The organism is Actinokineospora alba (genome assembly GCF_004362515.1).
Taxonomy (GTDB): domain Bacteria; phylum Actinomycetota; class Actinomycetes; order Mycobacteriales; family Pseudonocardiaceae; genus Actinokineospora; species Actinokineospora alba.
Map to the genome: position 1 here is coordinate 2,629,045 of NZ_SNXU01000001.1, position 26,965 is coordinate 2,656,009.

A 26,965-nucleotide genomic window follows, 5' to 3' on the forward strand; every position below is an offset into this window, starting at 1 on the left:
GGTGACCACCGCGCTCCTCTACCTCGTCGTGATGATGCTCGTCGCGGCGGTGGTGTTCCTGCTCGTCTCCGTCGTCTTCGGCCGCGGCGAGGAACTTCCCGCCCTGCCGCCCGGCGCCTCGCCGACCCGGCTGCCCGCTGACGGCGTCACCGGCGACGACCTGCGGTCCGTGCGCTTCCAGCTCGTGCTGCGCGGCTACAAGATGACCGAGGTCGACTGGGTCCTGCGCCGCGTCGGCGACGAGCTCGACGACCTGCGGGCCCGGGTGGCCGAACTCGAAGCCCAACAGCAGGCGGACAGCGACGCGTGATCATCGCGGTCACCGAGGAGGTCGACGTCGCCGCACCGGCCGAGGCCACCTGGGCGGCGATCACCGACTGGGCCCGCCAGGGCGAGTGGATGCTCGGCACCCACGTCGACGTCACCGCGGGCGACGGCCGCGGCGTCGGGTCCCGGCTCTCGGCGTTCACCGGTGTCGGTCCCCTCGGGTTCACTGACACCGTGGACATCACCGCCTGGGACCCGCCCACCCGCTGCGCGGTCCGCCACACGGGCACGTTCGTGCGCGGCACCGGGCTGTTCGAGGTCCGCCCGCGCGGCGCCGAGTCGACGTTCGTCTGGCACGAGCGGCTCGAAGCCGGACCCGTGATCGGCCTGGGCTGGAAGGTCGTCGGACCCGCGTTCCGCGCGGGCATCCGCTACTCGCTGCGCCGCTTCGCGCGATTCGCGGAGGCACGATGACCGAGCGCATCCGCTGCCCTTGGGGCGACAGCACCCCCGACTACGCCGAGTACCACGACACCGAGTGGGGCGTCCCCCTGCGCGGCCGCGACGAGCTCTACGAGCGGATCAGCCTGGAAGCCTTCCAGTCCGGCCTGTCGTGGATCACGATTCTGCGCAAGCGCGAAGGCTTCCGGGCCGCGTTCGAGGGCTTCGTCCCCGAGAAGGTCGCCGCGTTCACCGAGGCCGACGTCGAGCGGCTGATGGCCGACGCCTCGATCGTGCGCAACCGGATGAAGATCGAGGCCACCATCCGCAACGCCCGCGCGATCCTCGACCTCGACACCCCGCTCGACGACCTGCTCTGGTCCTTCGCCCCGACCGACGACCGCCCGAGGCCCGCCACCCTCGCCGACGTCCCCGCCGTCACGGCGGAGTCGAAGGCGATGGCCAAGGACCTCAAGCGGCGCGGCTTCGCATTCGTCGGCCCCACCACCTGCTACGCGTTGATGCAGGCCACGGGCATGGTCGACGACCACATCGAGACCTGCTGGCGCGCTACTTCCCGGTGAAGTTCGGCTTGCGCTTGGCCACGAAGGCGTCGACCGCTTCCTTGTGGTCGCTGGTGGCGCCCGCCTCGGCCTGCGTGCGGCCCTCGACGGCGAGGCCCTCGGCCAGCGGCCCGCCCGCCGACGCCAGCATCGCTTCCTTGATCTTCGCGTAGGCCGTCGTCGGGCCCGCCGCCATGGTCTGGGCGAGGGCCTGCGCGGTGCTCAGCACGTCCTCCGGCGCCACGACCTGGGTGACCATGCCGATCCGCAGCGCCTCCTCGGCGTCGACCGGCTTGGCGAGCAGCATCATCTCCATGGCCCGGCCGTAGCCGATCAGCCTGGGCAGCGTCCACGCCGCACCCGAGTCGGCGGTCAGGCCGACGTTGGCGAAAGCCATCAGGAACTTCGCCGTCGACGCGGTGATCCGCAGGTCACAGGCGTAGGCGAAGGACGCGCCCGCGCCCGCGGCCATGCCGTTGACCGCGGCGATGATCGGCTTGGGCAGGCCGGTGATCGCCGAGACGATCGGGTTGTAGTGCTTGTCCACAGTCGACAGCGGCGCCGGGTCCCCGGCGGCCAGCAGCGCCATGTGCTCCTTGAGGTCCTGCCCCGCGCAGAACGCCTTGCCCGCGCCGGTGAGGACGACCGCGCGCACCGAGTCGTCGGCCGCGGCGGCCTCCAGGGCGGCGAGCAGGTCTTCCTTGAGCTCGACGGTCAGCGAGTTGAACGCGTCCGGGCGGTTCAGGGTGAGCGTCCGAACACCGGCCTGGTCCTCGATCAACAACGGCTTAGACACAGCCCCTACCTTCCTGCGGATTAAGCGGTGGACCTCTGCTTACCACCTCGGGTCAGGCAGTCGTCGAGGAACTTTGTCACAGCCGGAGCAAGGCGGGCGGTGTGCCGGTCGAAGAACTCCGCCGCCGCGCGGCCCGGCCAGTCCTCCGGCAGCAGGTCGGCGGGCAGGCCAGGGTCGCGGAAGAGGAATTTGCGCCACGAGTGCAGCAGCCGCTGTGACGCGGCGAACGCCTCCGCGGGCACCGAGCCGTCGACCGCGGCCATGATCGGCTCCCACATCGCGACGAACCCGGTGTAGTCCGCGCCCAGTTCGTCGAGGTCCCAGGCGGTGGCGGCCAACTCGGCGTCGGCGCCGTCGTGGGCGCCGTGGAAGACCCGCGCGGGCACGTCGGCGAGCACGTCGGCCAGTTCCGGCGACGGGCGCGGCGCTACCCAGGTCGCCGGGCCGAGCGGGCCGTAGCCGAGCAGCCGCAGCGACGACGCGAGCCGCTCCCGGGCGACCCGGCCGGGCAGTTCCTCCAGCACCACGACGTGCCAGCGTCCGTCCCATGTGGACGGGCCGGTGCGGTAGATGCGGGCCGCGGCCTCGTCGAGCCTGCGCTCCGCGCGCGGGGTCAGGGCGTAGCCGGGGCCCTCGGGCAGCCGCACCGGGACCAGCCAGCCCTGTCGCACCATGCGGGACACGGCGGTCCGGATCGCGGGCGCGCCGAAGTCCAGCGGTTCGAGGAGCCGGACGAGCGCGGCGATGGCCGCGGCGCCCCCGCGCCCCCGCAGGTAACCGCCGTAGACGTCGAATAAGGCCGAACGTGCGCGCACGACGACGGAGTCTGTCAGTCCCCGTGGGCGGTGCGCCACCTGGCTTCCAGCCCATCTTGGCCTGTCAGCCGACACGCGATGATCGGTTCGATTTCACCGGTGAGACCGGATAGGGGAGAATGTCACCGACTCGGCCGATTCATTTGGTCGGGTGGGCGAGCTATGACGGAGGGAGCACGCTATGGCGGCCATGAAGCCCCGGACCGGAGACGGTCCCCTCGAGGTGACTAAGGAGGGTCGGGGCATCGTGATGCGCGTCCCACTGGAGGGCGGTGGACGCCTCGTGGTCGAGATGACGCCCGAGGAGGCCAGCGACCTGGGCGACGCGCTCAAGGTCGCCGCGGGCTGATCTGTCCTGATTCACAAACCCTGAGCCTTACCCACTGCACGGAGGAATGTTTGTCCACGCCGGTGCCGACCTTGCCGACGACGCTGCCCGACGTGGAGGTGACCGCGAGCCCCCGCAAGGGGGTGCCGCTCGTAGTGCTCAGCCGCACGTCGGCCGACGGTCCGCCGGAGTTCGGCCCCGGCGGGGACCGGCTGCCCGAAGCGTGGGCCGACCTGGTGGCGTTCACCGGGGCGGCGGGCGAGGCCCAGGCCGGTCCGGTCGATTCCGGTGTCCGCTGGGTGCTCGGTCTGGGGGACGGTGAGTCGGCGAAGTGGCGTTCGGCGGGCGCGGCCCTGGTCCGCGCGGCCGAGGCCACATTGGACGGTGCGAAGTCGGCCGCCGACCGCGGCCTGCAGGTCGAACTGCCCGCGGACGCGGGTGCCGACGAGGTCGCGGCGTTCGTCCGCGGCGTCGTGCTGGGTGGCTACAAGTTCAAGGTGACCGCCGAGGAGCCCAAGCCGCGCGTGCGCGGCCTGCGGCTGGTGGTCCCCGACGGGGAGCGTCGCGACGAGATCGACGCCGCGGCCAGACGGTCCGCCGTCCTGGCCGCGGCGACCTCGTTCGCCCGTGACCTGGCCAACGCGCCGTCCAACGTCAAGGACCCGGCCTGGCTGGCCAAGACCGCGGCCAAGGCGGCGGGCAAGGTCGCCGGACTCGGCGCGGAGATCCGCGACGAGCGCTGGCTCGCGAGCAACGGTTTCGGCGGCGTCCTGGCTGTGGGCGGCGGGTCCGAGCGGCCGCCGCGGCTGCTGGAGCTGTCCTGGAACCCGAAGGGCGCGACCGGCCCGCACGTCGTGCTGGTCGGCAAGGGCATCACCTTCGACACCGGCGGCATCTCGATCAAGCCCGCCGAGGGCATGCACCTGATGCGCACCGACATGGCCGGTGGCGGCGCCGTCATCGCGGCGATGGTCGCGATCGGCACGCTCGGCCTGCCGGTGCGGGTCACCGCGCTGGTGCCGTGCGCGGAGAACCACGTCTCCGGGTCGTCGTACCGGCCCGGCGACATCGTGACCCACTACGGCGGCACCACCACCGAGGTCACCAACACCGACGCCGAGGGCCGCATGGTCCTGGCCGACGCGCTGGCCTACGCGAGGGCGACGCTCAAGCCCGACCTGCTGGTCGACGTCGCCACCCTGACCGGCGCGATGAAGGTCAGCCTCGGCATGCGCACCGCGGGCCTGTTCGCCACCGACGACGCCCTGGCCGAGCGGCTGCGCGAGGCGGGCGCCCGGGTCGGCGAGGCCTTCTGGCGGATGCCGCTGCTCGAAGAGCAGTTCGCCGACGCCGTGGTCAGCGAGGTCGCCGACATCCGGCAGTGCCCGAGCGGCCCTGGCGGCATCACCGCGGCCCTGTTCCTGCGCCAGTTCACCGGGGACACCCCGTGGGCGCACCTGGACATCGCGGGTCCGGCGCGGTCGGACAAGTCCTACGACGACGTGGTGCCCGGCGCCACCGGGTTCGCCGCGCGCACGCTCGTGGAGCTGGTGGCCTCGTACACCTGACCGAACACGCGGTCCAGGAACGCGAACTTCGCCACGAACACCGGCAGCCCGCCCAGCAGGTAAGCCATGATCAACACCAGCGTGCGGGCGTCGCGGTCGACGACCAGTGGCGAGAACACCAGCTCGGCGAGGGTCGTCAGCCCCACCGAGACGAACCCCCCGAGCCCGGTGACCACGAGATAGCCGACGACCTGCCTGGTCAGCCTCGGCATCCCGCGCTGCCTCCACGCCCACCAGCGGATCATCACGAAGTGCGGGACGGCGCCCGCGACGAACCCGATCGCGCTGGCCGACGTCGCGTCGAAGCCGCCGGAGGAGTACAGCCCGTACAGCACGAGCTGGGTGATACCGGTCGCGACCATCGAGGCCACCGCGTACTTGCTGAACCGCACCCGGTGCCGCGTGACCCAGCGAACCAGTCGACCCTCCACAGCGAACACAGTAAGTGCTACTTCCTGACCGGTTTCTCAGCGGTCACCCGCGTGTAGACGGCCACTGTGCGCTCGGCCACCGTCGTCCACGAGAACTCCCGCTCGGCCCGCTCGCGGCCTGCCGCGCCCATCGCGGCCGCCCGTGCGGGATCAGCGAGTACCCGGTTGACCGCCTCGGCCAACCCCGCGCGGTAGGACTCGGTGTCGGCCTCGTCGTAGTGCACGAGCAGGCCGTTGACGCCGTCGGCGACCACCTCGGGGATGCCACCCACGTCGGAGGCCACGATCGCGGTCCCGCAGGCCATCGCCTCCAGGTTGACGATGCCCAGCGGTTCGTAGACCGACGGGCAGACGAACACGGCGGCGTGGCTGAGCACCTGCCGGACCTCGCGCTGTTCGAGCATCCGCTGGATCCAGAAGACCCCTTCGCGCGATTCGGCCAGCTCGGCGACGGCGGCGCGGGTCTCGGCCTCGATCTCGGGGGTGTCGGGGGCGCCCGCGCACAGCACGATCTGGGCCGCCGGGTCGATCCGGTGGGCGGCGGCGATCAGGTGCCCGACCCCCTTCTGGCGGGTGATCCGGCCGATGAACGCCACGATCGGCCGATCCGGGTCGATACCCTCGCTGACCAGCGCGTCCGTCTCCGAGACCGGGTGGTACTCGGTGGTGTCGATGCCGTTGCGGACCACGTGGACCCGCTCCGGGTCGAGGCTCGGGTAGCAGTCCAGGACGTCGGCGCGCATGCCGTCGCTGACCGCGATGACCGCCGCCGCCGACTCGTAGGCCGTGCGTTCGATCCAGCAGGACAGCCGGTAGCCGCCGCCGAGCTGCTCGGCCTTCCACGGCCTGCGCGGCTCCAGCGAGTGCGCGGTGACCACGTGCGGCACATCGTGCAGCAGGGCGGACAGGTGCCCGGCCAGGTTCGCGTACCAGGTGTGGGAGTGGACCAGGTCCAGGCCCGCGGTCGCCGCTGTGACCGCCAGGTCGGCCGAGAGCATCCCGAGGGCCGGGTTGACCGCGGACAGGTCCGGCAGCGGGGCGTGCGCGAAGGCGCCCGGGACCGGTCCGCCGATGCGGTGCACGTCGACGTCGACCAGTCCACGCAGCCGGGGCACCAGCGCCCCCACGTGGACGCCGGCGCCGCCGTAGACCTCCGGTGGGTACTCGCGTGTCAGCAATCCGATGTGCACGCGCTTCACCGTAGTCGCGGGTACCTGGCGGAACGCATTGCGGCGCATGGGTGAACGTGGGGCGACGAGCGGGCAGGTGGGCGTGTCAGCGGTGGCCACCCTCCGCGATCTCCGGTTAGGGTCGAGACGTGAAGGGCCGGCCGCGCGTACTAGGCATCGTGCTGGCTGGCGGGGAGGGCAAGCGGCTGTGGCCGCTCACCGCCGACCGCGCCAAGCCCGCCGTCCCCTTCGGGGGCAACTACCGGCTCGTCGACTTCGTCCTGTCGAACCTGGTCAACGGCGGCTTCCACCAGCTGTGCGTGCTCACCCAGTACAAGTCGCACTCGCTCGACCGGCACATCTCCACGACTTGGCGGCTTTCCAGCGTCCTCGGGCAGTACATCACCCCGGTCCCGGCGCAGCAGCGGCTCGGCCCGCGCTGGTACACCGGCAGCGCCGACGCGATCTTCCAGTCGCTCAACCTGGTCTATGACGAAGCGCCCGACCACATCGCGGTCTTCGGCGCCGACCACGTCTACCGGATGGACCCGGAGCAGATGCTCGACCGGCACATGGACTCCGGCGCGGGTGTCACCGTCGCCGGGATCCGGGTGCCCCGCGCCGAGGCCCGGGCCTTCGGCTGCATCGACTCCGGTGCCGACGGCCGGATCACCCGGTTCCTGGAGAAGCCCGCCGACCCGCCGTCGGTGCCCGACGACCCGAACGTGACTTTCGCGTCCATGGGCAACTACTTGTTCAAGACCAGCGCGCTCCTCGACGCTCTTCGCGCGGACGCGGCGAACCCGGACTCGCTGCACGACATGGGCGGCGACATCATCCCGATGCTGGTCGACGCGGGCACCGCGCACGTCTACGACTTCGACGACAACGACGTGCCCGGCGCCACCGAGCGCGACCGCGGCTACTGGCGCGACGTCGGAACCCTGGACGCCTACTACGAGGCCCACCAGGACCTGGTCTCAGTGCACCCGGTGTTCAACCTCTACAACCAGCGGTGGCCGATCCGGACCGCGACGCCGCCGCTGCCGCCGGCGAAGTTCGTCAACCTGGGGTCCGCGGTCGAGTCGATCGTCGGCCCGGGGGCGATCATCTCCGGTGCGTCGGTCGTCGACTCGGTGATCAGCGCGGACGTGGTGATCGAGGACGGCGCGGTGGTCGAGGGCAGCGTGCTGCTGCCGGGCGTGCGGGTCGGGAAGGGCGCGACCGTGCGGCGCGCGATCCTGGACAAGAACGTGATCGTCGCCGACGGCGCCCGCATCGGGGTCGACCAAGAGGCCGACCGCCAGCAGTACACGGTGAGCGCGAACGGTGTGGTGGTTCTCGGCAAGGGCGTCCGCGCCGAATGACACAGCGTTCGTGCCTGGCGCACAGCTAGATCTTGGCCGCGACCAGCAGTCCGTCGCCCGTGGGCAGCAGCAGTGGGACCAGCCGGTCGTCCTCGCGCACCAGCTTGGCGACGTCGCGCAGCGCGGTGCTCTCGACGTCGCGGCGGGCCGGGTCGGCCGCGGCGTTGACGTCGTCGAACGCCAGCACGCCGCCGGGGCGCAGCAGGCGCACACCCTGGGCGTAGTAGGTCAGGTAGTCGGCCTTGGCGGCGTCGGCGAACATCAGGTCGTAGCCGCTGTCGGTCAGCCGGGGCAGCACGTCGACCCCGCGGCCCATGATCAGCCGGGCGCGGCCGGGCGCCACGCCCGCGTCGGAGAATGCGCGCTTGGCGACCGCCTGGTGTTCCGGGTCGACATCGATCGACGTCAGGACGCCGTCGGGGGCCATCCCGCGCAGCAGGGACAGGCCGCTCACGCCGGTGCCGGTGCCGATCTCCACGACGGCCTTGGCCTGCAGGACCGCGGCGAGGAACCGCAGCGCGGCGCAGGTGGCCGGGCTCGCGGGCGGGCAGCCCATGGCCACGGCGCGGGCCCGTGCGGCGGCCAGCACCTCGTCATCGGCGAGGTAGGCCTCGACGTAGTCGCTCAGCTCAGCCGCGGTTTCCGGTCCCACAGGGACGCAGACTAGCGAGGGAAGTCCCAAAATCGGGTGAACCTTGCCGTGGAGCACGTCACCGGTTTTCTCAGGCAGGTCTCAGCCGACTCTCACGGTCGCCACATGGGCGTGCTGAATGCTCATCGCCAAGACGGGGAATCTGTCGTGGAGGGGGAACAAGATGGGCGACACGCACGTTGGAACCGGCAGTGGGCAACACAGCCTTCAGGAGGTGCGTATCCCCACGATGCAGACGCAGCCGATGAGCGAGACGGTCCTGGACAACAAGCCGGTCGGCTTGGACGCCCCGGCCTGGACGCCGCCGTCCTGGGACGAGGTCGTGCGCGAACACGGCGACCGCGTCTACCGCCTCGCGTACCGCCTCTCCGGCAACGCGCACGACGCCGAGGACCTGACCCAGGAGACGTTCATCCGGGTCTTCCGGTCGCTGGCGTCCTACAAGCCCGGCACGTTCGAGGGCTGGCTGCACCGCATCACCACGAACCTGTTCCTCGACATGGCCCGGCGCCGCTCCCGGCTGCGCATGGAAGGCCTGCCCGAGGACACCGACCGGCTCGTCGGCGACGACCCAAGCCCCGAGCAGGTCTACTCCGACACCCACCTTGACCCGGACCTGCAGGCCGCGCTCGACGAGCTGCCGCCCGAGTTCCGCGCCGCGGTGGTTTTGTGTGACGTGGAAGGTCTTTCCTACGAGGAGATCGGTGCCACCCTCGGGGTGAAGCTCGGTACTGTGCGGAGCAGGATCCACCGGGGCCGCCAGGCCCTCCGCGCGTCGCTCGAGCGTCGCCGCGAGCTCGCACGGGAAGGCCTGTGATGACCCTCTCGACCACGGAGTCGAACCGATGAGCCTTGAGCGTGGCTGGGGGCTGCCCGAACAGCACCTGCTGCCCGACGCCGTCGTCGCTTTCGTCGACGGCGAGCTGTCGCGCACCGCGGTCGACCGGGTCACCTCGCACCTGGCCAAGTGCCCGTGGTGCGCCGCCGACATCAACGCCCAGCGCCAGGCCCGGGCCGCGGTCCGCGCCGCCGACACCCCGGCCATGCCCGCGGGTCTGCTCGCGTCGCTGCGGGCGATCCCGCAGGAAGTCGACCTGCCCGCCACCCCGGATGGCCTTGCGGTCACCGAGGACGGCCAGCTCGTCGCCGTCCAGCGCACCGACAGGGCCGCCTTCGGCAGCAGCGTGCCGCTGGGGTCGTCCCCAAAACTCGGCGAGAGCCGCAATGTCCTGGGCCGCCGCCCGGGAAGACGCGCCGCACAGGGCGCGGGCGTCGTGGTGTCCGGCCTGGTTCTCGGCGCCTTGGCGTTCGTCAACACCGGTGGCCCCGAGGGTCCGAGTGACCCGAACTTCGGCTCCGATGCCGAACCCGCGGGCTTCGTCGGCGGCCAGCTGAACGCCCACTTCGGCACAGTCCCAGCGCGCTAGTACGCCCACTTAACCGTCCGCCGGGCATGCTGAGCAGCGATGAGCGAGCACAACTCGGAGCCGACCCAGGCCGCGAACACCCCCGCACCGCCTCAGCCCACCGCGGCTGACCGCGGCCCGGGGGCCACCCCGGACCCGGAAGCCACCCAGGTGGTCGACGGGGCGACCCCGGTGCCGCAGCCCGGTCAGCAGACCGTGCCGGTCGGCTCGGTGCTCCCGGGCGGTGAACAGCCGGTCGACGCCACCGTCACCCAGCCCGTTCTCAACCGAGACGCGCGCCTGGATCCGCCCGCCACCCCGGAGCCGCCCGCCATCGACTACCAGCAGCGTGTCGGGCCCCGGCCGCTCGACCGGCCGGCGGTCGACCCGTCCAGCGCCGCCGTCTTCGGCAGGCCCGCGGGCGTCGACGGCGCGTTCTCGCCCACCGCCCCCGCGCCGACACCGGTCGGCACTTTCACCTCCGCCCCACCGCCCCCCGAGTCGCTCAGCAGCGCCTTCGGCAGGCCCCCCGGCGACTCCGACGTCGTCCTCCAACGCCCTCCAGGGTCGCCCGCCGCGTCCGCCCAGGACGACCCGATGTGGACCGAGGACGGTTTCGACCCGTGGCGTGACCCGGCCGCGGGCGCCGTCATCGGCCCGCCCGCCCTCGATCGCGAACCCGACGACTCGGCGGGCACCGCCAAGCGCCCGCCGGGCGGTCAGCTCAGTCTCACCGAGGTGCTCTTCGGCAGGCGCGTCAAGCCGGTGGCCCTCGGGATCCTCGGTCTGGTCGCGCTGCTGATCGGCGCGGTCGGCGGTCTCGTCGGCTGGGTCGTCGCCCGCGGTGGCGACGCCCTGACCAGCGACGTCACCCTCGCCCAGGCCGAGGCGGGCAAGGAGCGCCCCGCGGGCTCGGTGTCCGACATCGCCGCGCGAGTGCGGCCCGCCGTGGTGTCCATCGAGGTCCGGATGGAACAGGGCGGCGGCACCGGCTCCGGTGTCCTCATCGACGGTGCCGGCTACATCGTCACCAACTGGCACGTGGTCACCCTCGAAGGCCGCGCCGACGACAAAGCCAAGATCACCACCGTCTTCACCGACGGCACCCGGGCCGAGGCCAAGCTCGTCGGCACCGACCCGAAGACCGACCTCGCGGTCATCAAGGTCGCCGTGACTAACCCGACCGTCCTGCAGTTCGGCAACTCCGACGACCTCAAGGTCGGCGACGCCGTCATCGCCGTCGGCTCCCCGCTCGGCCTGACCGACACCGTCACCGAGGGCATCGTCAGCGCCCTGCACCGCCCGGTCGTCGCGGGCGGCGACAACGGGCAGGCCCCGATCACCTACGACGCCATCCAGACCGACGCCTCGATCAACCAGGGCAACTCGGGCGGCCCGCTGGTCGACTCCACCGGCGCCCTGGTCGGCATCAACTCGGCGATCCGCAGCAGCGGCTCGGGCAACACCGGCAGCGTGGGCCTCGGTTTCGCCATCCCGTCCAACGACGCCAAGCGGATCGCCGAGATGATCATCCGTGACGGCAAGGTCAAGCACGCCGACCTCGGTGCGAACGTGCGGTCGGTGTCGGCGGAGACCGCGGAGGGCGCCCAGGTCGTCAACGTCACCGAAGGCGGGGCCGCCTCCCGGGCGGGCATCGCCGAGGGCGACGTCATCCGCAAGCTCGGCGACCGGCAGGTCCGCAACGCCGCCGAGCTGACCGTGGCGGTCCGCAGCCACCAGCCAGGGCAGACCGTTCCGGTCGTGTTGGCCAGACAAGGCCAAGAGCTGACCATTCAGGTAACCCTGCAGTCAGATTGACGGGATAACCTGGGCGGGGACGGTCGGCTAATTCGGAGGTAAGGGTGTTCGAGAGCATCGGTTGGGCCGAGATCCTGGTGCTCGGCGTGGCCGGCCTGTTCATCCTGGGGCCGGAACGGCTCCCGGACGCCGCCGCCTGGGTGGGCCGCACGGTCCGCAAGGTCCGCGAGTACGCCACCGGCGCCCGCGACCAGCTCAAGTCCGAGCTCGGCCCCGAGTACGACGAGCTCCGCAAACCGCTGCAGGACCTTCAGCAGCTGCGCAACCTCGACCCGAAGCAGCTGGTCGCGAACCACCTCTTCGGCGACAACGACAACGGCGTGAAGCCCAACGGCCACGCCCCGCAGCCCGCGATCCCGGAAAGGCCCGCGGAGCCGCCGAAGGCGACCCCGCCGCAGCAGTCCCCGTTCGACCCCGACGCCACCTGACCTGGGAACGGCACCCGAGAGCGCCGTTCCCGATCCGCGTCAGGCGTCCCGTCGAGCCAACAGCCAGGCCCCCACCGCGAGCGGAACCAGCGCGTACCCGGCCGCCAGGAGCAGGGCGGCGCCTTGGGACAACAGCGCGTCCGGCGCGGTCCCGGCCAGCTGCGGCGGCAGGTGCAGCAGCGACACCGCGTAGACCCGCATGTCCCACGGTGCGGGCAGCAGCGTCGAGATGATCGGCACCACGAAGATCAGCACGGTGACCGACACGACCGCCCCCGCGGTCGACCGCAGCGCCGTGCCCAGGCCGAGCGCCAGCAGCGCGACCACCGTCACGGCGACAGCGCCCGCGATCGGTGTCGTCAGGCCCGCTTCGACCGACTCCCACGGCCGGATGGGCGCGGGGCGGTCGCCCACCGCTATCCAGCTCAGCGCGTACATCGCGAACGAGGCCACCAAACCGGTCACCAGCGCCGCCGCGCCGACGACCAACGACTTCGCCCCGAAGAGCACGGACCGGCGGGGGACACCGACCATGGTCGGCCGGATCGAGCCGGTGCCGTACTCGCCGGTGATCACCAGCGCCGCCACCGCGGCCACCGTGAGCTCGACCAGCGGCAGCAGCACCACCGACATGTCCGCGCTGGCGAACAGGGCCTGTCGCTCGGGCGTCGACCGGTCGAACTCGGCGGTGATCAACGCGGCGAGCAGGCCGCCGACGGCCACCGTCAACACCGCCACCACGGGCACCGCCCACGAAGACCGCAGCGAGCGGATCTTCAGCCACTCGGAAAGCATCGTGTTCTTCATCGCAGGGCCTCCGCCCGGTAGGACACGAAGTCGTCGGTGAGTTCCAGGTAGGCGTCCTCCAGGCTGGCGCTGCGCGGTGTCAGGCCGTGGATGGCGCAAGCCGAACGCAGGGCCAGGTCGCCGATCTCGGCGGGCGTCAGGCCGGTGACGACCAGATCCGCGCCATCGGGCCGGACGTCGCCGCCCGCCGCCCGCAGCACCGGAGCCAGGCCGTCCGGGTCCGGGGTCGCGACCAGCACATCGCGGTGGGAGCGGGCGGTCAGGTCGGACATCGACGTCTCCGTGATCAGCCTGCCCCGGCCGATCACCACCACGTGGTCGGCCGTCAGCGCCATCTCGCTCATCAGGTGGCTCGACACCAGGACGGTCCGGCCCTCGGCGGCCAGATCCCGCATCAGGGTGCGGATCCAGCGGATGCCCTCCGGGTCCAGCCCGTTGACCGGTTCGTCGAACAGCAGGACGCCCGGGTCGCCGAGCAGCGCGGCGGCGATCCCCAGCCGCTGCTTCATGCCCAGGGAGAACCCGCCGACCCGCTTGTTCGCCACCCCGCCCAGACCGACCCGTTCGAGCACGGTGCGCGCCCGGTCGGCGCCGATCCCGTTGCTCAGGCCGAGGCAGCGCAGGTGCGCCAAGGCGGTCCGGCCGCCGTGGACGGCGCCCGCGTCCAGCAGCGCGCCGACCTCGAACATCGGCCGCTGGATGCTCGGGTAGCGCTTGCCGTTGACCAGCGCCTCCCCGGACGTCGCCCGGTCGAGGCCGAGCACGGCCCGCATCGTGGTGGACTTGCCGGAGCCGTTGGCCCCGAGGAACCCGGTGACCTGCCCGGGGTGGACGGTGAAGCTCAGTCCGTCGACGGCCACTGTGCGGCCGAAGTGTTTGGTCAGTTCGCGTATCTCGATCACGGTGCCAACGGTCCCCGGATCAGGCTCTGGCCGGATCGGCCCTGGGACGGCACTTGGCCGGGCCGGGTCCGACCCAGGTATGACACCGCTGGTCCGACGCGGCGGGCGGGTTCGGGCGTTAGGTTTCCTGGCGTGGACGACGTGCGAGCAGTGCTGGCGGGCAGATTCAGCCGCCGAACCCTGGTGATCATGGATGTGGTGTTCGGCGTGCTCGTGGCCTCGGTGGTGTGGGCGAACCTGGCCGCGGGCGCCTGGGCGCCGCAGCCGGGGCTCCCGATGTGGTTCGCCTGGGCGGTTTCGGTCGCGCTCGGGGTTCCCCTGACGGTGCGCAGGGTGTGGCCGCTCCCGGCGTTCGCCGTGGCGATCGGCCTCTGGGTGGCCACCGGTGCGCTCGGCATCGGGTGGGCGGGCGTCCTCATCGTCGCGTTCGTGCTCCACGCCGTCGCCGCGGAGTTGGCGATGACACCGTCGGTGATCGCACTGGTGGTGGCTTTGGTGTCGGCCGTGGGTCCGAGCCTCGACGTGCTGTCGATCGCGATCACGTGGACGGTGTTGGTTCTCACCTGGGTGGTCGGCCGGGCCAACCGCGAGCGGCGGATCATGGCAGCGCGCGAGGCCGATCAGCGCGCGCGGGCCGCGGTGGGGGAGGAGCGGCTGCGCATCGCCCGCGAACTGCACGACATCGTGGCGCACGGGATGAGCGTGATCGCGGTCAAGGCCTCGGTCGCCAACCACGTCGCCGAGTCCAACCCCGCGGAGGCGCGGGTCGCGCTGGTCGACATCGAGGCCACCAGCCGGGAGGCACTCGCCGACCTGCGCCGGATGCTGGGCGTACTGCGGTCCACAAAGGACGGTGTGCCGGTCGACCCGGCGCCCGCGCCCGCGGGTCTGGCCGACTTGGCGGACCGGGCGGGGATGGCGGGGGTCAAGGTGGACCTCGAAGTCCGTGGGGTGGACGATTTGCCGGACGGGGTGGGGCTTTCGGTGTACCGGATCGTGCAGGAGGCGCTGACCAACGTGGTCCGCCACGCGGCGCCCGCGCGCTGTCAGGTCACTGTGGACGGTACGGAGGGGGTGGTCACCATCGACGTGACCGACGACGGCCCGGGCGGGTCGGTAGCGGGTTCCGGACACGGGCTCATCGGCATGCGGGAGCGGGTTTCCCTCTATGGTGGGGAATTCTCGGCCGGCCCAAGGCCCGAGGGTGGCTTCGCGGTCCACGCCCGCCTCCCCTACGCGGAGGCCTCGTCGTGATTCGGGTGGTGGTCGCCGACGACCAAGCACTGCTTCGCGGCAGTTTCCGCGTGCTGATCGAGTCCGACCCCGGCTTGACTGTGGTGGGCGAAGCGGGCACGGGCGCCGAAGCAGTCGAGGTCGTCCGACGCTCGAACCCCGACGTGGTCCTGATGGACATCCGAATGCCCGGCGTCGACGGCATCGAGGCGACCCGACGACTGGCGGATTCCCCTTGCCGCGTCCTGATTCTGACCACTTTCGACCTGGACGAGTACGTCTACGCGGGACTGCGGGCGGGAGCGAGTGGCTTCCTGCTGAAGGACACCCCGCCCGCCGACCTGCTGTCCGCCATTCACCGGGTGGCCGAGGGCGACGCCCTCTTGTCGCCTTCGGTGACCCGCAGACTGATCACCGAGTTCGCCCGCCTACCAGAGCCTTCCGCGCCGCCGCGTGAGCTTGTGGGGGTGACTGAGCGCGAACGGGAAGTGTTGACGCTGATCGCTCGGGGCAGCTCGAACACCGAGATCGCCGAACGGCTGGTCCTGAGCCAGGCGACGGTGAAGACCCACATTGGGCGGTTGCTGGCGAAGCTGCATGCGCGGGATCGGGCTCAGCTGGTGATCGCAGCTTACGAATCGGGACTGGTGAAGGCGAACAGCTGATCGCGGCCGTGGTTGCTGGTGCCTGTTTGGGTGGAGTGGTTTCTTTGGGGCCCCTACGAAGAAAGACCCCTGTCGTGGAAGAGCGGGTGGGGGAGCCTTCGGCCCACGACCACGGCGAGTTTAGGGGTCTTTCTTCTCCCCCAAAGAAACCACTCCACCCAAACAGGCCGTTGGGATCGGCCCGTCACCTTGGGGGCAGGTGCAACCCAACCGATTGTCGGGTTCGGCACGGCTCGGTCGGGGTGAGTTGACAGCCGCCCCAACGGGCCGTTGGGATCGGCCTGTCACCTTGGGGGCAGGTGCAACCCAACCGATTATTGGGTTCGGCACGGCTCGGTCGGGGTGAGTTGACAGCCGCCCCCAACGGGCCTTGATTCAGCCGGTTCAGGGGCGGTCGTGTCGTCCTCGTGTGTAAGCCGGGCCTACCGGCCGGCGGGGCTGACCGACAGCATCCTGCCCGCCAGGCCGCGGGCCCGAATCGACAGCTTGCCCGCGATCTCCTCGAGCACCTTCGCCGCCGGGGCGTCCGGCGTCGACTTCACCAGGGGCTGGCCGGAGTCGCCGCCTTCCCGCAGGCGCGGGTCCAGCGGCACCTGGCCCAGCAGCGGCACCGTCGAGCCGACCGCGCGGGACAGGGAGTCCGCGACGAGTTGGCCGCCGCCCGTGCCGAAGAGGTCCATTCGGGAGCCGTCGGGCATTTCCAGCCACGACATGTTCTCGATGACGCCCGCGATCCTCTGCCGGGTCTGCAGGGCGATCGCGCCCGCCCGCTCGGCCACCTCGGCGGCGGCCTGTTGCGGGGTGGTCACCACGAGAATCTCGGCGTTCGGGATGAGTTGGGCGACGGAGATCGCGATGTCGCCGGTGCCCGGGGGCAGGTCGAGCAGGAGCACGTCTAGGTCGCCCCAGAAGACGTCGGCCAGGAACTGCTGCAAAGCCCGGTGCAACATCGGGCCGCGCCACACCACGGGGGTGTTGCCGGGGGTGAACATGCCGATGGAGATGACCTTCACGCCGTTCGCCTCGGGCGGGAGGATCATCTTCTCGACCTTGGTCGGCTTCTCGCTGGTGCCGACCATGCGGGGGATCGAGTGGCCGTAGATGTCGGCGTCGACGATGCCGACCTTGATGCCGCGCGCCGCCATGGCGACCGCGAGGTTGACCGTGACGCTGGACTTGCCGACCCCGCCCTTGCCGGACGCGACGCAGTACACGCGCGTCAGCGAGCCCGGTTCGGCGAACGGGATGCGGGGTTCCTCGCTGTCGCCGCGCAGCGACTTGCGCAGCGTGGTGCGCTGCTCGTCGTTCATCACGTCGAGTTCGACGGCGACGCTGGTCACGCCGGGCAGTGCGGCGACGGCGGCGGTGACGTCCTTGGTGATCTTGTCCCGGAGCGGACAGCCCGCGACGGTCAGGTACACCGCGACGTCGACCTTGCCGTCGTCGTGCACGGTGATGCCCTTGACCATGCCGAGTTCGGTGATCGGCTTGTGGATCTCGGGGTCCTCGACCTTCGCCAGCGCGGCACGTACTGTCTCGACGCTGGGAACCTGCTCCGTTGTGGTCACCAGACCATGCTACGACCGAGTAGCCCGCCGCTTTCGTGCGGATGGCGGGCGCCACAGGGCGCTGCGCGTCGGGGCAATCGCGTTCCGTAACATCGATCCCCCGCTCAGCCTTGACGAACTCCACCCCGAGGGCCGCGAGGATCGCAATCAGGAGGAACCTTGACCGTGCCGGACCAGTCCGCCCGGCCCACCCGTGAAGAACTCCATGCGTGGCGCACCTTCCTGCGCGCCCACGCGAAGATCACTCGTGCTTTAGAAGCCGAACTCGTCGCCGAGCAGCGGCTTTCCCTTGGGGGATATGACGTGCTGGTGCAGCTCGCCGAGGCCCCCGACCGCAAGCTGCGGATGGCCGAGCTGGCCGACGCCGTCCTGCTGTCCCGTTCGGGCGTGACCCGACTGGTGGACCGCCTCGAACGGGTGGGCCTGGTTTCCCGCGAACGGGTCGCCGGCGACGGCCGCGGCGTTGTGGCGACGCTCACCCCGGAGGGCCTCGACACCCTGCGCACCGCGGCCCGCACGCACCTGGCAGGTGTTTCGCGTCACTTCGTCGCCAAATTCGACACCGACGAACTCAACGACATGGGCACCCTCTGCACCAAACTCATCGACTAACCGCGAGTCGCCCCGTCCCGCAAGTGAGTCGCCCCTTCCGGCAAGTGAGTTCGACATTCGGGTCAACGCGAATGTCGAAGTCGGTCGCCGGAAGGGGCGACTCACTTGCCGGACGGGGCGACTCGCGGGTCAGGTGTCGTCGTCCCAGCGGGGATCGTCGCGCATGGACTGGGCGGGGGCCCGTGGCCGGGGCTTCTTGGTGGCCTTGAGGTCGCCGCGCAGCTTGTCCAGTTCGCCGCGCAGGTAGTCGCGGGTGGCGACCTCGCCGATCGCGAGCCGCAGCGCGGCGAGTTCGCGGGCCAGGAACTCGGTGTCGGCCTTGGTCTGCGCCGCCCGCGCCCGGTCTTCCTCCAACGACACCCGGTCGCGGTCGTCCTGCCGGTTCTGCGCGAGCAGGATCAGCGGCGCGGCGTACGCGGCCTGGGTGGAGAAGGCCAGGTTGAGCAGGATGAACGGGTACGGATCCCAGCGCAGCGACACCGCGACCAGGTTCATCGTGATCCACGCGATGACGAGCATCGTCTGCCAGAACAGGAACTTGCCGGTGCCGAGGAACCTGGCCAGCCGCTCCGAGAACCGCCCGAACGCCTCCGGGTCGAATTCGAATCGCAGCGCCCGCGGCCTGCGCGGCTGGTCGAGCCGCCTGCGGTAGGTGGGCTCAGGCATGGGCGCGCTCCCGCCAGCCCTCGGGCAGCAGGTGGTCGAGCACGTCGTCGACGGTGACCGCGCCGAGCAGGTGCTCCTCGTCGTCGACGACCGGCGCGCACACCAGGTTGTAGGTCGCGAAGAAGCGGGTGACCTCCAGCAGCGAGTCCGTCGGCCGCAGGCTGGTCAGCTCCTTGTCGATCGCCCCGGCCACCAGGTCGGACGGCGGTTCGCGAAGCAACCGCTGGATATGGACGCAGCCCAGATAGCGACCGGTCGGCGTGGCCGAGGGCGGTCGGCACACGAAGACCATGCTCGCCAGCGCCGGTGTGTTGTCCGGGTTGCGCACGCGCGCGAGCGCCTCGGCGATAGGCGCGTCCGGGGTGAGCACGATCGGCTCCGGGGTCATCAGTCCGCCCGCGGTGTCGAAGGAGTACTCCATGAGCCTGCGGACCGGCTCGGACTCCTCCGGCTCCATCAGCTCCAGCAGCCGGTCCTTGTACGGCTCGGACAGCTCGGCGAGCAGGTCGGCCGCGTCGTCGGGGTCCATCGCCTCGAGGATGTCGGCGGCGCGTTCCTCGTGCAGGTGGGTGAGGATGTCCTTCTGGTCGTCCTCGGGCAGTTCCTCGATGACGTCGGCGAGCCGCTCGTCGTCGAGCGCGTCGGCCACCTCGTAGCGCCGCTTCGCGGGCAGGTCCTGCAGCGCGGTCGCGACGTCGGCGGCGCGCATCGAGTCGAAGACCGCGAGCAGCTGGTGGGCGCCCTGTGGCTGCCCGGCCAGCTCGGTGATGCCGGGCGCGCGGATCTCCGACCACGGCAGCACCTGCAGCGGCCCGCGCCGCGCCAGCCGCCCGGTGCGCTCCCGGATGGCGACCCGGCCCAGCACCCAGTCCCGGGTTCGCGTGGGCTCCATCGCGGTGTCGACGACGATCGCCTGCGTCCCGCTCGCCACGATCTCGACCCGCGCGTCCATCAGCTGGCCGACCACGAGGACCTCGTTGGGCCGCTGGTGGAAGTGGCGCATGTTGACCGAACCGGTGGCCAGGGTGATCGCGTTCGCGTCGATGGAGGTGACCCGCAGCATCGGCACGAAGATCCGCCTGCGGGTCAGCAGTTCGACGACCATGCCGAGGACCCGGGGTGGCTGCCGGTCCACCCGCAGTCCGGCCACCACGTCCCGGATCTTGCCGATGGACTCGCCGTCCGGCCCGAAGACCGGCAGGCCCAGCAGCTGTGCCACGAAGATCTTGCCGATGCCTGCCACGATCGCCAGGCTAGCCGCCCGCCGTCAGCCCAGCGCGCCGCCGCGCTCGGTGCGCCGGTCGAGCGCGGCGACGCGCGGGTCGCGAGCCCGCCAGGATTCGACGGGCTTCGAATCGTTTCGCCCTGGTCTTCGGGTGCGGTGTGCTGGTGCCGTGCCACTGGGGGTACGGCCGGGGCTGACCAGCCCCGGCCGTGCTTGTTCTCACCGGTCGCGCGTGCCCGCCACGATCACAGCAGGGAGTCCCCGCGTTCGGTGCGGCGGTACAGCACGCAGCGGTGGCTCCGGGTCTTCGCCACCAGACCGGACTCATGCAGCACCGACAGGTGATAGGACACCGTGGCGCGGGCAAGGCCGCGGCGCTCGCTGAGGTCGGCGGTGCTGCGCGGGACGTCGAGGTGGCGCAGCAGGCCGAGCCGGGTCCGGCCGAGCAGACGTTCGGCGCCCGGGGGCTTGCCGGGGGCCGTGCCGACGCCGCGGGCGGGGTAGGACAGCACGGCGTCGTCCGGATTGTCGAGCTGCACCAGGAAGCTGGGCCAGGTCAGCAGGGTCGGCGACAGCACGACGTCCGCGCGCCGGTAGTGGACGGTCATGTCCAGGCAGAGGTCGATCTCCATCGCGGACCCGGTCCACCGCAGGTCGGGATGCAGGGATTCGATCACTCCGGCGACGCCCTCGCGGGCCATGACCCGCGCCCGGTGGTCGAGGTCGGCGTCGAGCCGCTCCCGCAGCCCGGTCCATTCGTCGCGCAGCGCGCACGCCCAGAACTTGGCCATGCCGTTGGCGGCTCGGGCGGCGAACTCGCCCGCGTCGACCGCCGCGCGCACTCGCGGGTCGCGCGCGCCTGCCGGGACCTGGCCCGCCGCGACCGCCGCGGAGGTCGCCGCCATCCGCTCGAGCTGAGCGTCGAGGATCCGGTCGGTCGGCACCCGGTCGGGCTTGGGGGTGAGCAGGTCCGGCAGGCCCTTCGACGGGTCGCCCAGCACGCACGCGACCATCGCGACATCCGGATCGCGCAGGGCAAACCGGGCCGCCGCGCCGGGATCGCCGAACACCGGGTGGGACCCGCCGTGGGCGGCCAGCCGCAACCAGGTCATCGCCTCGGTCGCGGGCGACGCCGACAGCCGCACGCCCGAGAGCGTCTCGATGTCGAAGTGGGCCACGATCACACCGGGAACCTAGTGCGTCATGGCCGATTTCCAGAGGCCAGCGCGAGCGCCACCGCTTCGGCGTCGATGTGGTCGTCCTCGTCGATCCAGGTGTCGATCGCCCGGACGAACGCCCAGCGTCGGGCGAGGTCCCAGTCGGTCCCGGTGGCCTCGACGACCGCGTCCAGCCTCGATCGCGGGTCGTCGAGCCGGTTCCACAGCAGGGCGATGAGACCGAATTCCGGGTCGCCCGCGACCGGCTTCGGGTCGATGACCAGCCACGGCTCGCGCTCGGCGCGCAGCACGTTCTCGTAGTGCAGGTCCTCGTTGACCAGCCGGTCACCGGACTTCGGGCCCAGCTCCCGGCAGTACGCCACGGCCTGCTCCACCAGTTCCCGGGGAACCGCGCTGTCGGAGCGCTCCAGCTCGTCGGCCCACCGCAGGGCCTTCTCGCGCACGGACCGGACCTGCGGCGGGGCAGGCCGGTCGAGCCTGCGCATCAGCCCGGCGATGACGTCGATGGCCTCGTCGATCGGCACGTCCATCAGGTCGGCGTCGGGGTCGAGGCGTTCGAGGAGCATCGACCAGTCCGAGGGCTCATGCGCCAGCAGCCGGACCGCGCCGTCGCCGTCCCACAGCGACAGCGCGAGCGCCTCGTGCTCGGCCTCCTCATGCGGCCACGGCAGCTTCAGCACCGCCGGAGTCCCGTCGGCTCGGCGGACCGGCAGCACGAGCGCGGCGTAGCCGTACATCGGTTCGCCGTCGAGGCTCAGGTCCCATCGCCGCAGACAGCGGGCCGCGAGGTCGGGCAGGCCCGCGATCCACGCCCGCTCCTCGGGGGCATCGAACCCGTCGGCGAAGTCCGCCGGGACGATCAGCTTCGGTGTCATGGTGGCCACAATGGCGGTCCGCTCCGGGTCGTGGTCGACTACAACTCTTCAGTGGTTACCGGACGGTTAACCTCGTACCGAACGGAGGCTCGATGCGTTCACCGAAGGACTTCTTCCGCCCGCTCGCGGTTGGTGCGCCCGAGCCGGTGCGGGAGATCCCGTTCCGGCCCTCGCGGATGATCCACTTCTTCGACCCGAGCAACGAGAAGATGGCCGCGAAGGTTCCCGACATGGCGGCGCAGGCCGACGTGGTGCTGGGCAACCTGGAAGACGCCGTGCGCGCCGACCGCAAGGAAGCCGCGCGCGAGGGTCTGGTGAAGATCGCCCGGGCCACCGACTTCGGCGACAGCCAGCTCTGGACCCGGGTCAACAGCCTCGACTCGCCGTGGGTCCTCGACGACCTGATCACCCTGGTCACCGAGATCGGCGACAAGCTTGACGTGATCATGGTCCCGAAGGTCGAGGGCGCCGCCGACATCCACTACGTCGACCGCCTGCTCGCCCAGCTCGAAGCCCGCGCGGGCCTGGACAAGCCGCTGCTGGTGCACGCGATCCTGGAGACCGCGAGCGGTGTGGCCAACGTCGAGGAGATCGCCACCGCGAGCCCCCGCATGCAGGGCATCTCGCTGGGCCCGGCTGACCTCGCCGCGAGCCGGCGGATGAAGACCACCCGCGTCGGCGGTGGCCACCCCGGCTACCTCGTGCGCACCGACCCGGTCGGCGACAACTTCACCGAGGGCCGCGTCACCTACCAGCAGGACCTGTGGCACTACACCGTCGCGCGCATGGTCGACGCCTGCGCGGGCGCCGGGATCCTGCCGTACTACGGCCCCTTCGGCGACATCGCCGACGTGGTGGCCTGCGAGGACCAGTTCCGCAACGCCTTCCTGCTCGGCTGCGTCGGCGCGTGGAGCCTGCACCCCAAGCAGATCGCGATCGCCAAGAAGGTCTTCTCCCCGTCGCCGGAGGACGTCGCCTGGGCCCGCCGCGTCATCGCCGCGATGGGCGACGGCACCGGCGCGGTCATGATCGACGGCAAGATGCAGGACGACGCCACGGTCAAGCAGTGCCGCGTGGTCGCCGAACTCGCCGACGCGCTCGCCGCCCGCGACTCCGACCTCGCCGCCGCGTATGACGCCGCTACCAAGGAAGCTCTCGCAAATGACTGACCCCATGCTCCGTCCCCGCCGCTCGGTGCTCTACATGCCGGGTGCCAACGAGCGCGCGCTGGAGAAGGCCAAGACCCTCCCCGCCGACGCGCTGATCCTCGACCTCGAGGACTCCGTCGCGCCCGACGCCAAGGCCGAGGGCCGCGAGCGGGTGTGCGAGGCGGTCGCGAACGGCGGTTACGGCAAGCGCGAGCTGACGATCCGGGTCAACGGCCTGGGCACCCAGTGGCACGCCGACGACCTGCGCGCGGTGGCCAAGGCGGGCCCGGACGCGGTCGTGGTGCCGAAGGTCAACAGCGCCACCGAGGTGCACGCCATCGAGCGCGCGCTGGAAGCCGCGGGCGCGCCCGACCACACCGCGATCTGGGCCATGGTCGAGACGCCGATCGCCATGCTGCGCGCCCACGAGATCGCCGCGGCCAGCGACCGGCTGACCGTGTTCGTCATGGGCACCAACGACTTGGCGAAGGAACTGCACGCCGAGCACGTCCCCGGCCGCGCGCCGCTGCTCGGCGGCCTGTCGCTGGCGCTGCTCGCCGCCCGCGCCACCGGCAAGGTCATCCTCGACGGCGTCTACAACGACGTGAAGGACCTCGACGGCTTCGCCGAGGAGTGCGTCCAGGGCAGGCAGTTCGGCTTCGACGGCAAGACGCTGATCCACCCGGGCCAGATCGGTCCGTGCAACGAGATCTTCGCGCCGTCGGAAGCGGCGGTCGCCCAGTCCCGCAAGATCATCGAAGCCTTCGAGGAGGCCGCGGCGGAAGGCCGCGGCGTCGTCACCGTCGACGGCCGGATGATCGAGAACCTGCACGTCGACAACGCCCGGCGCATCCTCGCGGTCGCCGCGGCCATCGACGAACTCGGTTCCTGATCCGCTGCTCTCGGACGGGGGCCTTCGCGGCGCCCCCGTCCGAGAGGCTTCACCGGCGTAGACTTCGCTGTGTAGCGAAGGAGTCCGCCATGACTCTCCTCTACGCCCTGCTCGCTGTCCTCAGCGTGCTTCTGCTGTGGTTCGGCGCCAGTGCGCGGGTCATCAAGCAGTACGAGCGCGGCCTTGTCTTCCGCTTCGGCCGCGTCCGCTCCCGACTGCGCGGGCCGGGTCTCGCGTTCCTGCTTCCCGGTGTCGACCGGCTGCAGAAGGTCAACCTGCAGATCGTCACCATGCCGGTGCCCGCGCAGGATGGGATCACCCGCGACAACGTGACGGTTCGCGTTGACGCCGTCGTGTACTTCAAAGTCGTCGATCCCGTGCTGGCCGCGGTGAACGTGCAGGACTACCACTTCGCCGTCGGGCAGACCGCGCAGACGTCGCTGCGGTCGATCATCGGCAAGAGCGACCTCGACGACCTGCTTTCCAACCGCGAGCGGCTCAACCAGGGCCTCGAGATGATGATCGACAGCCCCGCGCTCGAGTGGGGCATCCACATCGACCGGGTCGAGATCAAGGACGTCGCGCTGCCCGAATCGATGAAGCGGTCAATGTCACGCCAAGCCGAGGCCGAGCGCGAGCGCCGGGCCCGGGTCATCTCCGCCGACGGCGAACTGCAGGCTTCCCACAAGCTCGCCGAGGCCGCCCGGACCATGGCCGACACGCCCGCAGCGCTGCAGCTGCGGCTCCTGGAGACGGTGGTCGAGGTGGCCGCCGAGAAGAACTCGACCCTGGTGCTGCCGTTCCCCGTCGAGCTGCTCCGGTTCCTCGAGAACGCGTCGAGTTTGCCGAGCCGTGATCGTTCAACGATGACTACGGAATGATTACGCAGCAGGTCAGCGACGTGACAGGGCGTAAAAGGTTGCCGTGACATAACGCACAGATAACGGGATTGGCTTGCTTCGCCCCCCGAAGTCGACCAACGCTAGGCCCATGGGCAGACACCGCGACACCTCATCGGAGGGACGAAGTCTTCTGAGCCTGTTCGGCGGACGACGCCGCCAGGCCGACGACCTCTTCGACCGCAGCTTCCGCTCTTGCGACGGCTGTGGGGCTGACGTTTACATCCTCGCCGAGGAATGCCGCGGCTGCGGCGACGAGCTGGTGCTCCGCGCGGGCTGAGTGGTCCTGCGCACTTCCATACCGCGAACGGTCGTTAACCGGTGGATACTCCCGGGTAACTCAGAAGCCGTCTTCGTCAAGGGAGCTCGCATGGCCCGCCTCGCCCAGACCGCTGGATTGACTGACATCCAGCGCGAGATCCTCTCCACGGTCAAGGACTTCGTGGACAAGGAGATCATCCCCCACGCGCAGGCGTTGGAGCACGCGGACGAGTACCCCGCGGACATCGTCGCCGGGATGAAGGAGATGGGCCTGTTCGGGCTCACCATCCCGGAGGAGTACGGCGGCCTCGGCGAGTCCCTGCTCACCTACGCGCTGGTCGTGGAGCAGATCGCCCGTGGCTGGATGAGCGTCTCGGGTGTCATCAACACCCACTTCATCGTGGCGCACATGATCAAGCAGCACGGCACCGAGGCGCAGAAGCAGCACTTCCTGCCGCGCATGGCCACCGGTGAGGTCCGCGGCGCGTTCTCCATGTCCGAGCCCGACCTCGGCTCCGACGTCGCCGCCATCAAGACCCGCGCGAAGCGCGACGGTGACGACTACGTCATCGACGGCGCCAAGATGTGGCTGACCAACGGTGGCTCCTCGAACCTCATCGCGCTGCTCGCGAAGACCGACGAGGGCGCGGACAAGCCGCACCAGAACCTCACCACGTTCCTCATCGAGAAGCCCGAGGGCTTCGGCGAGGTCGCCCCCGGCCTGACCATCCCGGGCAAGATCGACAAGATGGGCTACAAGGGCGTCGACACCACCGAGGCCGTCTTCGACGGCTACCGGATCGGCGCGGACAAGGTCCTCGGCGAGGCTCCCGGCAAGGGCTTCTCGTACATGATGGACGGCGTCGAGGTCGGCCGGGTGAACGTCGCCGCCCGCGCCTGCGGCATCGCGATCCGCGCGTTCGAGCTGGCCGTCGAGTACGCCCAGCAGCGCCACACCTTCGGCAAGGCCATCGTCGAGCACCAGGCCATCGCCTTCAAGCTCGCCGAGATGGCCACCAAGGTCGAGGCCGCCCACCTGATGATGGTCAACGCCGCCCGCCTGAAGGACTCCGGCGAGCGCAACGACGTCGAAGCGGGCATGGCCAAGCTCATCGCCTCGGAGTACTGCTCCGAGGTCACCCAGGAGTCCTTCCGCATCCACGGCGGCTACGGCTACTCCAAGGAGTACGAGATCGAGCGCCTCATGCGGGAAGCGCCGTTCCTGCTCATCGGCGAGGGCACCAGCGAGATCCAGAAGACGATCATCTCCCGCGGTCTCCTGCGCGACTACAAGTCGCGCGGCTAGAGGGTTCGCTTTCCGGACGGGCCCACTCCCTCACTCGGGGGAGTGGGCCCGTTCCGCGTGCCGGGTTCGCTCCGAAGGGCGAACATTGGCAGGATGGGGGGATGACCGGTGCGTTTTCGGGTTCTGGACGCTCGAACCAGGGCCTGCCCAAGGTGCCCACACCGCCGAGCGGGTGGCCCATCGGCTCGTACGGCACCTACCAGGAGGCTCACCGAGCGGTGGAGCACCTGGCGGGCAACGACTTCCCCGTCGAGGAAGTCACCATCGTCGGCGTCGACCTGATGCTGGTGGAGCGGGTGATCGGGCGGCTGAGCTGGCCGAAGGTCCTGGGCACCGGCGCGCTCTCCGGCGCGTGGTTCGGCCTGTTCGTCGGGTTGCTGCTGGGCCTGTTCAGCCAGCAGCAGACGTCTTTCGCGCCGATCCTCGTGGGGCTGTCCGCCGGTGTGGTCTTCGGCCTGATCTTCGCCGCCGTCGGCTACGCCAGCACCCGCGGCCGCGGCCGTGAGATCGCCTCCGCCACGCAACTCGTCGCGGGCCGCTACGACGTCCTCGCCCAGCCCCGCAACGCCGAGAAGGGCCGCGACCTGCTGGCCAAGCTCGCCATGGGGCCCGGGGGAGCGCTCAGCTAGCCACACGGGCCGCCCCTGTGGACAACCATTTGCCCCGACCCGATCTTCAG

General features: G+C 70.9%; 31 protein-coding genes. 19 read left to right on the top strand and 12 right to left on the bottom strand.

What is annotated here, in order from left to right; translation table 11 throughout:
• Position 1 precedes the first annotated feature (1 nt).
• The 3 genes from C8E96_RS12540 to C8E96_RS12550 are packed head-to-tail and all read left to right on the top strand — an operon-like array spanning position 2 to position 1,292.
• Positions 2 to 310: a DivIVA domain-containing protein gene (locus C8E96_RS12540; RefSeq protein ID WP_091378361.1), complete on the top strand. Its 309-nt coding sequence runs from the start codon at positions 2 to 4 to the stop codon at positions 308 to 310.
• Complete coding sequence (locus C8E96_RS12545; protein ID WP_091379391.1) at positions 310 to 741, top strand: SRPBCC family protein; 432 nt, start codon at positions 310 to 312, stop codon at positions 739 to 741. The genes C8E96_RS12540 and C8E96_RS12545 overlap by 1 nt, the downstream gene beginning before the upstream one ends.
• Positions 738 to 1,292: a DNA-3-methyladenine glycosylase I gene (locus tag C8E96_RS12550; protein WP_091378359.1), complete on the top strand. Its 555-nt coding sequence runs from the start codon at positions 738 to 740 to the stop codon at positions 1,290 to 1,292. Before C8E96_RS12545 ends, C8E96_RS12550 begins: the two co-directional genes overlap by 4 nt.
• Here the strand turns inward: C8E96_RS12550 and C8E96_RS12555 are convergent.
• Together C8E96_RS12555 and C8E96_RS12560 are read right to left on the bottom strand one after the other, a co-directional pair.
• The gene (locus C8E96_RS12555; RefSeq protein ID WP_091378356.1) at positions 1,279 to 2,067 is read right to left on the bottom strand and encodes an enoyl-CoA hydratase-related protein; all 789 of its coding nucleotides are present in this window, start codon (positions 2,065 to 2,067) and stop codon (positions 1,279 to 1,281) included. The two genes, C8E96_RS12550 and C8E96_RS12555, sit on opposite strands and share 14 nt — an antisense overlap.
• A gap of 20 nt (positions 2,068 to 2,087) precedes the next feature.
• Positions 2,088 to 2,882, bottom strand: a complete 795-nt coding sequence (locus tag C8E96_RS12560) for a PaaX family transcriptional regulator (RefSeq protein WP_091378354.1) — start codon at positions 2,880 to 2,882, stop codon at positions 2,088 to 2,090.
• A gap of 181 nt (positions 2,883 to 3,063) precedes the next feature.
• Between C8E96_RS12560 and C8E96_RS12565 the strand changes: the two genes are divergently transcribed.
• Together C8E96_RS12565 and C8E96_RS12570 are read left to right on the top strand one after the other, a co-directional pair.
• Entirely contained in the window at positions 3,064 to 3,231 is a 168-nt protein-coding gene (locus C8E96_RS12565; protein WP_091378352.1) for a DUF3117 domain-containing protein, read from the top strand.
• A 50-nt stretch (positions 3,232 to 3,281) separates the two neighbouring features.
• Positions 3,282 to 4,778 carry a leucyl aminopeptidase gene (locus C8E96_RS12570; protein ID WP_091378349.1) on the top strand — a complete coding sequence of 499 codons (1,497 nt, stop codon included), beginning with the start codon at positions 3,282 to 3,284 and terminating at the stop codon, positions 4,776 to 4,778.
• Here the strand turns inward: C8E96_RS12570 and C8E96_RS12575 are convergent.
• Positions 4,703 to 5,209, bottom strand: a complete 507-nt coding sequence (locus C8E96_RS12575) for a GtrA family protein (protein WP_091378346.1) — start codon at positions 5,207 to 5,209, stop codon at positions 4,703 to 4,705. The genes C8E96_RS12570 and C8E96_RS12575 overlap by 76 nt on opposite strands.
• 17 nt (positions 5,210 to 5,226) lie before the next feature.
• Positions 5,227 to 6,399 carry a glycogen synthase gene (gene glgA, locus C8E96_RS12580; protein ID WP_091378344.1) on the bottom strand — a complete coding sequence of 391 codons (1,173 nt, stop codon included), beginning with the start codon at positions 6,397 to 6,399 and terminating at the stop codon, positions 5,227 to 5,229.
• 128 nt (positions 6,400 to 6,527) lie between these two features.
• Here glgA and glgC point away from each other — a divergent pair, with 128 nt between their 5' ends.
• The gene (glgC, locus tag C8E96_RS12585) at positions 6,528 to 7,745 is read left to right on the top strand and encodes a glucose-1-phosphate adenylyltransferase (protein ID WP_091378341.1); all 1,218 of its coding nucleotides are present in this window, start codon (positions 6,528 to 6,530) and stop codon (positions 7,743 to 7,745) included.
• Positions 7,746 to 7,770: 25 nt separating this feature from the next.
• Here glgC and C8E96_RS12590 read toward each other — a convergent pair whose 3' ends face one another.
• Positions 7,771 to 8,397: an O-methyltransferase gene (locus tag C8E96_RS12590; protein WP_228770024.1), complete on the bottom strand. Its 627-nt coding sequence runs from the start codon at positions 8,395 to 8,397 to the stop codon at positions 7,771 to 7,773.
• A gap of 244 nt (positions 8,398 to 8,641) precedes the next feature.
• Here C8E96_RS12590 and sigE point away from each other — a divergent pair, with 244 nt between their 5' ends.
• Genes sigE through tatB form a run of 4 tightly spaced genes read left to right on the top strand, consistent with a single transcriptional unit; the run spans position 8,642 to position 12,049 of the window.
• Positions 8,642 to 9,214 (top strand): RNA polymerase sigma factor SigE, encoded by a 573-nt coding sequence (gene sigE / locus C8E96_RS12595; RefSeq protein ID WP_176926794.1) that lies wholly within the window; start codon positions 8,642 to 8,644, stop codon positions 9,212 to 9,214.
• 28 nt (positions 9,215 to 9,242) lie between these two features.
• The gene (locus tag C8E96_RS12600) at positions 9,243 to 9,824 is read left to right on the top strand and encodes a zf-HC2 domain-containing protein (RefSeq protein WP_091378338.1); all 582 of its coding nucleotides are present in this window, start codon (positions 9,243 to 9,245) and stop codon (positions 9,822 to 9,824) included.
• Positions 9,825 to 9,863: 39 nt separating this feature from the next.
• Complete coding sequence (locus C8E96_RS12605; protein WP_091378335.1) at positions 9,864 to 11,621, top strand: S1C family serine protease; 1,758 nt, start codon at positions 9,864 to 9,866, stop codon at positions 11,619 to 11,621.
• Between the two features lie 44 nt (positions 11,622 to 11,665).
• The gene (tatB, locus tag C8E96_RS12610; protein WP_091378332.1) at positions 11,666 to 12,049 is read left to right on the top strand and encodes a Sec-independent protein translocase protein TatB; all 384 of its coding nucleotides are present in this window, start codon (positions 11,666 to 11,668) and stop codon (positions 12,047 to 12,049) included.
• 39 nt (positions 12,050 to 12,088) lie between these two features.
• On the opposite strand, the gene C8E96_RS12615 is transcribed toward tatB, so the two are convergent.
• The gene (locus C8E96_RS12615) at positions 12,089 to 12,856 is read right to left on the bottom strand and encodes an ABC-2 family transporter permease (RefSeq protein WP_091378329.1); all 768 of its coding nucleotides are present in this window, start codon (positions 12,854 to 12,856) and stop codon (positions 12,089 to 12,091) included.
• On the bottom strand, positions 12,853 to 13,758 hold the full coding sequence (locus C8E96_RS12620; RefSeq protein ID WP_091378326.1) for an ABC transporter ATP-binding protein: 906 nt from the start codon (positions 13,756 to 13,758) through the stop codon (positions 12,853 to 12,855). The genes C8E96_RS12615 and C8E96_RS12620 overlap by 4 nt, the downstream gene beginning before the upstream one ends.
• A 132-nt stretch (positions 13,759 to 13,890) precedes the next feature.
• On the opposite strand from C8E96_RS12620, the gene C8E96_RS12625 reads away from it, so the two are divergent.
• Both C8E96_RS12625 and C8E96_RS12630 read left to right on the top strand, forming a co-directional pair.
• Positions 13,891 to 15,012, top strand: a complete 1,122-nt coding sequence (locus tag C8E96_RS12625; protein ID WP_228770023.1) for a sensor histidine kinase — start codon at positions 13,891 to 13,893, stop codon at positions 15,010 to 15,012.
• On the top strand, positions 15,009 to 15,656 hold the full coding sequence (locus C8E96_RS12630; RefSeq protein WP_091378322.1) for a response regulator: 648 nt from the start codon (positions 15,009 to 15,011) through the stop codon (positions 15,654 to 15,656). Before C8E96_RS12625 ends, C8E96_RS12630 begins: the two co-directional genes overlap by 4 nt.
• A gap of 422 nt (positions 15,657 to 16,078) precedes the next feature.
• Here C8E96_RS12630 and C8E96_RS12635 read toward each other — a convergent pair whose 3' ends face one another.
• A complete protein-coding gene (locus tag C8E96_RS12635) occupies positions 16,079 to 17,224 on the bottom strand; it encodes an Mrp/NBP35 family ATP-binding protein (protein ID WP_091378319.1) in 1,146 nt (381 codons plus the stop codon).
• 159 nt (positions 17,225 to 17,383) lie between these two features.
• On the opposite strand from C8E96_RS12635, the gene C8E96_RS12640 reads away from it, so the two are divergent.
• On the top strand, positions 17,384 to 17,836 hold the full coding sequence (locus C8E96_RS12640; RefSeq protein WP_091378316.1) for a MarR family winged helix-turn-helix transcriptional regulator: 453 nt from the start codon (positions 17,384 to 17,386) through the stop codon (positions 17,834 to 17,836).
• Positions 17,837 to 17,965: 129 nt separating this feature from the next.
• Here C8E96_RS12640 and C8E96_RS12645 read toward each other — a convergent pair whose 3' ends face one another.
• The 4 genes from C8E96_RS12645 to C8E96_RS12660 all read right to left on the bottom strand — a co-directional run bounded on the left by C8E96_RS12645 (position 17,966) and on the right by C8E96_RS12660 (position 21,780).
• A complete protein-coding gene (locus tag C8E96_RS12645) occupies positions 17,966 to 18,502 on the bottom strand; it encodes a DUF1003 domain-containing protein (RefSeq protein WP_091378313.1) in 537 nt (178 codons plus the stop codon).
• Positions 18,495 to 19,736, bottom strand: a complete 1,242-nt coding sequence (locus C8E96_RS12650) for a magnesium transporter MgtE N-terminal domain-containing protein (protein WP_407642674.1) — start codon at positions 19,734 to 19,736, stop codon at positions 18,495 to 18,497. Before C8E96_RS12650 ends, C8E96_RS12645 begins: the two co-directional genes overlap by 8 nt.
• A 236-nt stretch (positions 19,737 to 19,972) precedes the next feature.
• Positions 19,973 to 20,911 carry a helix-turn-helix domain-containing protein gene (locus C8E96_RS12655; protein ID WP_091378308.1) on the bottom strand — a complete coding sequence of 313 codons (939 nt, stop codon included), beginning with the start codon at positions 20,909 to 20,911 and terminating at the stop codon, positions 19,973 to 19,975.
• Positions 20,912 to 20,928: 17 nt separating this feature from the next.
• Positions 20,929 to 21,780: an aminoglycoside phosphotransferase family protein gene (locus tag C8E96_RS12660; RefSeq protein WP_133794383.1), complete on the bottom strand. Its 852-nt coding sequence runs from the start codon at positions 21,778 to 21,780 to the stop codon at positions 20,929 to 20,931.
• 92 nt (positions 21,781 to 21,872) lie between these two features.
• Here C8E96_RS12660 and C8E96_RS12665 point away from each other — a divergent pair, with 92 nt between their 5' ends.
• The 6 genes from C8E96_RS12665 to C8E96_RS12690 all read left to right on the top strand — a co-directional run bounded on the left by C8E96_RS12665 (position 21,873) and on the right by C8E96_RS12690 (position 26,915).
• The gene (locus C8E96_RS12665; RefSeq protein WP_091378302.1) at positions 21,873 to 22,949 is read left to right on the top strand and encodes an HpcH/HpaI aldolase/citrate lyase family protein; all 1,077 of its coding nucleotides are present in this window, start codon (positions 21,873 to 21,875) and stop codon (positions 22,947 to 22,949) included.
• Complete coding sequence (locus C8E96_RS12670) at positions 22,942 to 23,820, top strand: HpcH/HpaI aldolase/citrate lyase family protein (protein ID WP_091378299.1); 879 nt, start codon at positions 22,942 to 22,944, stop codon at positions 23,818 to 23,820. Before C8E96_RS12665 ends, C8E96_RS12670 begins: the two co-directional genes overlap by 8 nt.
• Positions 23,821 to 23,909: 89 nt before the next feature.
• Complete coding sequence (locus tag C8E96_RS12675; protein WP_091378297.1) at positions 23,910 to 24,701, top strand: slipin family protein; 792 nt, start codon at positions 23,910 to 23,912, stop codon at positions 24,699 to 24,701.
• A 109-nt stretch (positions 24,702 to 24,810) separates the two neighbouring features.
• The gene (locus tag C8E96_RS12680; protein ID WP_091378294.1) at positions 24,811 to 24,999 is read left to right on the top strand and encodes a hypothetical protein; all 189 of its coding nucleotides are present in this window, start codon (positions 24,811 to 24,813) and stop codon (positions 24,997 to 24,999) included.
• A gap of 90 nt (positions 25,000 to 25,089) precedes the next feature.
• Positions 25,090 to 26,286: an acyl-CoA dehydrogenase family protein gene (locus tag C8E96_RS12685; RefSeq protein ID WP_091378291.1), complete on the top strand. Its 1,197-nt coding sequence runs from the start codon at positions 25,090 to 25,092 to the stop codon at positions 26,284 to 26,286.
• 101 nt (positions 26,287 to 26,387) lie between these two features.
• The gene (locus tag C8E96_RS12690) at positions 26,388 to 26,915 is read left to right on the top strand and encodes a general stress protein (RefSeq protein WP_091378288.1); all 528 of its coding nucleotides are present in this window, start codon (positions 26,388 to 26,390) and stop codon (positions 26,913 to 26,915) included.
• Positions 26,916 to 26,965 lie beyond the last annotated feature (50 nt).

Coding starts and splice junctions, on each gene's coding strand:
- C8E96_RS12550 (WP_091378359.1), top strand. CDS start 738: ATGACCGAGCGCATCCGCTGCCCTTGGGGCGACAGCACCCCCGACTAC.
- C8E96_RS12565 (WP_091378352.1), top strand. CDS start 3,064: ATGGCGGCCATGAAGCCCCGGACCGGAGACGGTCCCCTCGAGGTGACT.
- sigE (WP_176926794.1), top strand. CDS start 8,642: ATGAGCGAGACGGTCCTGGACAACAAGCCGGTCGGCTTGGACGCCCCG.
- C8E96_RS12600 (WP_091378338.1), top strand. CDS start 9,243: ATGAGCCTTGAGCGTGGCTGGGGGCTGCCCGAACAGCACCTGCTGCCC.
- C8E96_RS12605 (WP_091378335.1), top strand. CDS start 9,864: ATGAGCGAGCACAACTCGGAGCCGACCCAGGCCGCGAACACCCCCGCA.
- C8E96_RS12615 (WP_091378329.1), bottom strand. CDS start 12,856: ATGAAGAACACGATGCTTTCCGAGTGGCTGAAGATCCGCTCGCTGCGG.
- C8E96_RS12645 (WP_091378313.1), bottom strand. CDS start 18,502: ATGCCTGAGCCCACCTACCGCAGGCGGCTCGACCAGCCGCGCAGGCCG.
- C8E96_RS12660 (WP_133794383.1), bottom strand. CDS start 21,780: ATGACACCGAAGCTGATCGTCCCGGCGGACTTCGCCGACGGGTTCGAT.
- C8E96_RS12665 (WP_091378302.1), top strand. CDS start 21,873: ATGCGTTCACCGAAGGACTTCTTCCGCCCGCTCGCGGTTGGTGCGCCC.
- C8E96_RS12670 (WP_091378299.1), top strand. CDS start 22,942: ATGACTGACCCCATGCTCCGTCCCCGCCGCTCGGTGCTCTACATGCCG.
- C8E96_RS12675 (WP_091378297.1), top strand. CDS start 23,910: ATGACTCTCCTCTACGCCCTGCTCGCTGTCCTCAGCGTGCTTCTGCTG.
- C8E96_RS12680 (WP_091378294.1), top strand. CDS start 24,811: ATGGGCAGACACCGCGACACCTCATCGGAGGGACGAAGTCTTCTGAGC.
- C8E96_RS12685 (WP_091378291.1), top strand. CDS start 25,090: ATGGCCCGCCTCGCCCAGACCGCTGGATTGACTGACATCCAGCGCGAG.
- C8E96_RS12690 (WP_091378288.1), top strand. CDS start 26,388: ATGACCGGTGCGTTTTCGGGTTCTGGACGCTCGAACCAGGGCCTGCCC.